The organism is Gammaproteobacteria bacterium (assembly GCA_013696315.1).
Classification (GTDB): domain Bacteria; phylum Pseudomonadota; class Gammaproteobacteria; order JACCYU01; family JACCYU01; genus JACCYU01.
On the sequence record JACCYU010000018.1, the window covers coordinates 1 to 5,848 of the forward strand.

Annotated in this window: 5 protein-coding genes; all 5 read right to left on the bottom strand. The window is 61.0% G+C overall.

Annotation, left to right across the window (positions count from 1 at the left end):
- A partial coding sequence (acs, locus tag H0V34_00985) for an acetate--CoA ligase (GenBank protein MBA2490323.1) occupies positions 1–1,614 on the bottom strand: 1,614 nt, incomplete at its 3' end.
- A 78-nt stretch (positions 1,615–1,692) separates the two neighbouring features.
- On the bottom strand, positions 1,693–3,591 hold the full coding sequence (actP, locus tag H0V34_00990) for a cation/acetate symporter ActP (GenBank protein MBA2490324.1): 1,899 nt from the start codon (positions 3,589–3,591) through the stop codon (positions 1,693–1,695).
- Positions 3,588–3,983, bottom strand: coding sequence for a DUF485 domain-containing protein (locus H0V34_00995; protein MBA2490325.1), 396 nt, complete (start codon positions 3,981–3,983; stop codon positions 3,588–3,590). Before H0V34_00995 ends, actP begins: the two co-directional genes overlap by 4 nt.
- 479 nt (positions 3,984–4,462) lie before the next feature.
- Positions 4,463–5,563 (bottom strand): patatin-like phospholipase family protein, encoded by a 1,101-nt coding sequence (locus H0V34_01000; GenBank protein MBA2490326.1) that lies wholly within the window; start codon positions 5,561–5,563, stop codon positions 4,463–4,465.
- On the bottom strand, positions 5,560–5,848 hold a 289-nt coding region (locus H0V34_01005; GenBank protein ID MBA2490327.1), incomplete at its 5' end, for an SDR family oxidoreductase. The genes H0V34_01005 and H0V34_01000, both read right to left, overlap by 4 nt.

Genomic DNA, 5,848 nt, shown 5'->3' on the forward strand with positions numbered 1-5,848 from the left:
GTGCAAAACCAGTGCACTCTCGACCTCGGCGGTGCCCATGCGATGGCCGGAGACGTTGATCACGTCGTCTACCCGTCCCGTGATCCAGTAGTAACCGTCCTCGTCGCGGCGCGCACCGTCGCCGGAGAAGTAGCAGCCCGGATAAGGGTCGAAGTACGTCTCCTTGAAGCGCTTGTGATCGCCGTACACGGTGCGCATCTGTCCGGGCCATGGAAACGCTATACACAGATTGCCTTTCGCGGCCCCGTCCTGCACCTTGCCTTCATCGTCGAGCAGCACCGGCTGTACGCCAAAGAATGGCACCGTGGCCGAGCCTGGCTTGAGGTCGATGGCGCCCGGCAGCGCGGTTATCATGAGACCCCCGGTCTCCGTCTGCCACCAGGTGTCCATGATGGGGCAGCGCTCCTTACCGACCGTACGGTAAAACCACTCCCAGGCTTCCGGGTTGATCGGTTCGCCCACGGTGCCGAGTATGCGCAGACTGTCGCGCGAGGACTTGTTGACGGGGTCGTCGCCCTTGCCCATAAGCGCGCGGATCGCGGTGGGTGCCGTGTAGTAAATATTGACCTTGTGCTTGTCCACGATCTCCCAGTGACGGCTGGCGTCCGGGTAGGTCGGCACGCCCTCGAACATGACAGTCGTCGCACCATTGACCAGTGGCCCATACAAAATGTACGAGTGGCCCGTAACCCAGCCGACATCGGCCGTACACCAGTAAACCTCACCATCCTGATAATCGAATACGTATTTGTGCGTGATGGCGGTGTACAGCAGGTACCCGCCGGTGGTGTGCAGCACGCCTTTGGGGCTGCCGGTGGACCCCGACGTATAGAGAATAAACAGCGGATCTTCGGCGTCCATCTCCTCGGGTTCGCACTCCGCGCTGGCCTTGTCCATCAACTCGTGATACCAGTGGTCGCGGTCATCGTTCCACGGCACGTCGTTACCGGTGCGCCTGACCACAATTACGGTTTTGACATCTGGACATTCTTTCAGTCCCTTGTCGGTATTGGCCTTGGATGGCGTGTTCTTGCCGCCACGCACACTTTCATCGGCCGTTATAACCACGCGACAATCCGAGTCCTGAACGCGATCCTTGAGCGCCCCCGGCGAGAAACCCGCGAACACAACCGAGTGAATGGCGCCGATACGCGCGCAGGCGAGCATTGCCACAGCGACTTCCGGGATCATGGGCATGTAAATGGCTACCCGATCGCCCTTCTTGACGTCCTTTTCTTTGAGCACGTTGGCGAACTTGCAGACCTGCTCGTGTAATTCCTTGAAGGTTATCGTTTTGGCATCATCGGGCTCATCGCCCTCCCAGATGATGGCGGGCTGATCGCCACGTTTTTCCAGATGTCGGTCCACGCAGTTGTACGCGGCGTTGAGCGTGCCGCCCTCGAACCAGCGGATGTGGGCTTCCTTGAAATCCCAATCCAGCACCTTGTCCTTGTCGAACGGTTTGGACCAGTCCAGGAACGCTTCGGCCTGCTCGGCCCAGAAGCCTTCGGGATCATCCACGGAACGCTTGTAGATCTCCTTGTACTCGCCCGCATCGATATGTGCCTTTGACGCGAGTTCGGATGGAACCTTGTAAAGTTTCTCTTCTGACATTTTTTACACCTGTACAGTCGTGTGAGTTTCGCTCATCGTTGAAGCCGCTGATTAGTCTAACCCTGGGGCTTACCTGGGCTAATGCGCTGCACCCGCCGAAGACAGGATGCCTGTCTGCTGGCGGACGTACGTCTCCTCCCACATCTCTTCGGCGCGCCGGTCGCGCCACAGCAACGACCCCAGAAACACCGCCAGGAAGCCGAGCGGGATGGAGACGATGCCTGGATTTTCGAGCGGGAATAGTGGCGCTTTAAGTCCCAGCATGCTCTCGGTCTGTCCCTCGTAAGTCTTGATGTCCGCTTTGGCCGCGGCGACTTGTTCGTTGACGGCGCTGATCTCGGATTTTAGCGACCGGCGCTCGCGCGGGTTAGTGGCTTTAGCCATATCGGCCCTGATTTCCTTTATAGTCGCCGGGCCGGCGTCGACCACCGCCTGCGCATCCGCCGTTTCGATCAGCGGATAAGTCATGTTGGGAGACATCATCACCAGCGCCACCGCGCTCAATGTGCCCACCAGAATGCCAGCTACGATGCCGCCCGTGTTGCGCCGCCGCCAGTACAAGGTCAATAGCAGGCAGGGGAGATTGGCCGAAGCAGCCACCGCGAAGGCCAGGCCCACCAGATGCGCCACGTTCTGACCCTCGGCCAGAATGCCGATGGTAATTGCGATGGCGCCCACGATGAGGGTCGCGACCCGCGCGGCGCGCACCTGTTCGGCAGGCTCCGCATGCCCGCCGCGGAACACGTTCACCCACAGATCATGGGCAATGGCCGCCGAGGAGGCCAGCACGAGCCCGGCCACTACCGCCACGATGGTCGCGAAGGCGACCGCCGCCACGAAGGCTAGCAACAGATTACCCAGCAGGGCGTCCGGCCCGCCGCCCAGATGTTGCGCCAGCAATGGCGCCGCCATATTGCCTCCCTCGTCGAAGGTGGCGATGTCCAGCGCGCCCACATTGATGGCGGCGGACATGCCGAGGATCAACGTGATCACGTAAAAGCCGCCGATGATGGCCATGGCCCACACCACCGACTTGCGGGCCTGCTTGGCATCGGGCACCGTGAAAAAACGCATGAGTATATGCGGAAGACCCGCCGTCCCCAGCACCAGGCCCAGACCTAACGAAATCAGGTCCAGCGGGCGGGTGAGATACAGGCCGGGTTCCAGGAACAGCTGACCCAGTTCGGCCTCGTTCATGTTGCCGGCGCCGCCCAGTAACTTGACCACCTGGGCCAGCACTTTCTCGTCGCTGATTACGGCGTCGAGCAGCCCAGGCAGCGAAAAACCATAAGGCGCCCACGCCAGGATCGTTAATAAAATGGCGGCGATGACCAGCAGCACCGCCTTGATGATCTGCACCCAGGTGGTCGCCAGCATGCCGCCGAACAGCACGTAGACGAGCATCAGCAAGCCCACTGCGATTACCGACACGGTGTAGTCGATGCCGACGATGAGTTCGACCAGCAGGCCGCCACCCACCATCTGCGCGGTGAGATAGAAGATCGACACCGTGATGATGGAAAGTGACCCCATGACGCGCGCGGTGCGCGGGTTGTTGCGGAAAGCGAGGATGTCCGAGAGGGTGTATTTGCCGATATTGCGGCAGGGCTCCGCGATCACCAGCAGCACCGTGACAAAGGCGACCAGGAAGCCAACCGAGTACAGAAATCCGTCGAATCCGTATAGGGCGATCAAGCCCGCTATCCCTAAGAAGGAAGCAGCCGACAGATAATCGCCGGCAATCGCCCAGCCATTCTGTAAACCGCTGATCCCGCTCCCGGCGGCGTAATAATCGCTTGCCGAGCTCACGCGCTTGGCGGCGATATAGGTGACAAACAGGGTAAGCGCGATGATGGCGCCGAACACGAGTATCGTTAGCCACCGCCACTCGGGCGCCACGGCGCCCTGGGCCAGTGCTGCGCCGGGGCTGAGCAGGACCGCCGTCAGCAGGCCGCCTTGCAAGGGTGTGCGCTTCATGCGGCCCCCTTCTTGCGCTCGGTGCTCTCGGTGGCAGCGGGCTTCAGCACGCCGTGACGCTCGGCGTTCTTGCGAACCTCGGCAGCCAGCCGATCGAACTCCCCGTTGCCGCGGGCCGCGTACACGGCGGCGATGATCCAGGCGACTACGAATTGAGAGAGCGCGAACAGGAGGCCGACATTGACCGGCCCCCAGACCTTCACCGTGAAAATACCGGGGAAATAACCACCCCCGATGGGCAACAGAAAGTAGTAAATCATCGACACGATCATTAGCGTCACGATGAGGGTTTTCTTTTTGCGGTGCAGTTCCTGGAATTTAGGATCCGCGTAGATGGCGGACCAGTCGATATTGTGTTCAGGCTTATTGTTGGCAGCGGCCGTGGCGGCCATATTCGCATCCTCCGATGGCGAGTGGAGACGGGGTCAACGGCATTCCGTCGCGGCGCTGAGCTTCTGGTATTGCCGGCCTGTGGAATGCGGACCGAGCGGACGCGACAAGCATGGGGACAGCAAGTTCCATGCCTCGCGTAATCCGGTGCTTTCTGTTGGGTCCGCAAGGTGAATACATTCGCCAGAACAATGGTTAGCGTGGGAAATCGGGGGTGCCTGACGCCGACCGCGAGTATCCTCGAAGCAACACTGTTTCTCGGTTTTTCTGTAATCGTTTAATGGTTAATTTCGGCGGGGGGACGTAAACCGGAATGCATGCCACGGCGGCACATGTTGACGAGCAGTCTCTGCGCCCGAGCCCAGACATCAGCCGCGGCAGTGTCCTGGGATGTTTACAAACCGTTACAAACTGTGGTGTAAATTTTACAATTAAACTTGGCACGCTGCGTGCCGGCACAAGTCACGGCGGGACACCCGGCTTAAGCGCCCGCAAACATGGACCGCAGGTTCACCGAGGAGGTCTCGCCGAGCTCATCGAAATGCCGCGCCAGCCACTTGCTGGCGGCGCGATAACCCATACCGTGCAAAGCTTCCAGAAACACCCACTCGGCGTTTACCTTGCTCGACGCATCCAGCGGTGTGAGCTCGGCCTCGCCGTCAATGCGGTGAATCAGCATGCGCTTGTATCGCTTCGGATCCAGTTGGCCATCGTCGAGCAGGCGGGTCACGAACTCGATGGCGCGCAGCTCGGCCAGCAGGCTGCTGTTGAAGTTGATCTCGTTGATGCGGTCCAGAATGTCGCGGGCGCGCTTCGGGGTGTGGGGCGAATCGATGGGATTGATCTGCACGATGACGATATCGCGCGTGGCGCAACGATAGATGAACGGGTGCAGCGCCGGGTTGCCCATGTAACCGCCGTCCCAGAACGCTTCGCCGTCGATCTCTACGGCCTGAAACATGTTTGGCAAACACGCCGAGGCCATCACCGCGTCGGGCGAGAGTTCGGCATTCCTGAAGATACGGGCGCGGCCCGTGCGCACACTGGTGGCCGACACAAACAGTTTAATCTGGCCGCAACAGCGCACCGTGTCGAAATCGATCTGCCGCGCGAGGAAATCCTTGAGCGGATTGAGGTTGAACGGGTTGAGTTCGTAAGGCGAGGCAAGTCGAGTCAGCATGTCGAGAGCCAGATAGCCGGGCGATGTATTGAGGCTCCAGTTGCCCGCCCACTGATCCCACGGCGTGCGCTGGATCAGACTGAAGCACGCTCCCTCGCTCGCCGCCCTCCAGAAACGGTGCAACGCCTCGCGCGCGCCTTCCCGCCCGCCTTTCTCGAAACCGTCCGCGAGCGCGACGGCGTTCATCGCGCCCGCGCTGGTGCCGCTGATCGCTTCGATGGCGATCCGCTCGTCTTCCAGCAAACGATCCAGCACGCCACACGTAAACGCACCGTGCGCGCCGCCGCCCTGCAACGCCAGGTTGATGGATCTGGCCCCGTTACCCCCGGAACTGTTGGCATTGGATCGCGCTGCCTTGCGCCGTTTGGCGGGCGCTGAGGTTTCGTTTGCTTTAACGCTCATTGCGCGGTCCAGCCACCATCCATGGTCAAGGCGCTGCCGGTGATCGCGGCGGCGGCATCGCCTGCGAGATAAACCACCAGCGCGCCCACCTGCTCAGGCTGCACGAATTGCTTCGTCGGCTGCGCCGCCAGCAGCACGTCGCGCAGCACTTCTTCCCGCGTGATGCCGCGCGCTTTGGCGGTATCCGCGATCTGGCCTTCCACCAGCGGCGTCTGCACGTAGCCGGGACAGATGGCGTTGCAGGTGATGCCAAGCTCGGCCACCTCCAGGGCGATGGTCTTGGTA

Excerpts from the sequence above, each read along its gene's own strand:
- actP (MBA2490324.1), bottom strand. The coding sequence starts at position 3,591 with ATGAAGCGCACACCCTTGCAAGGCGGCCTGCTGACGGCGGTCCTGCTC.
- H0V34_00995 (MBA2490325.1), bottom strand. The coding sequence starts at position 3,983 with ATGGCCGCCACGGCCGCTGCCAACAATAAGCCTGAACACAATATCGAC.
- H0V34_01000 (MBA2490326.1), bottom strand. The coding sequence starts at position 5,563 with ATGAGCGTTAAAGCAAACGAAACCTCAGCGCCCGCCAAACGGCGCAAG.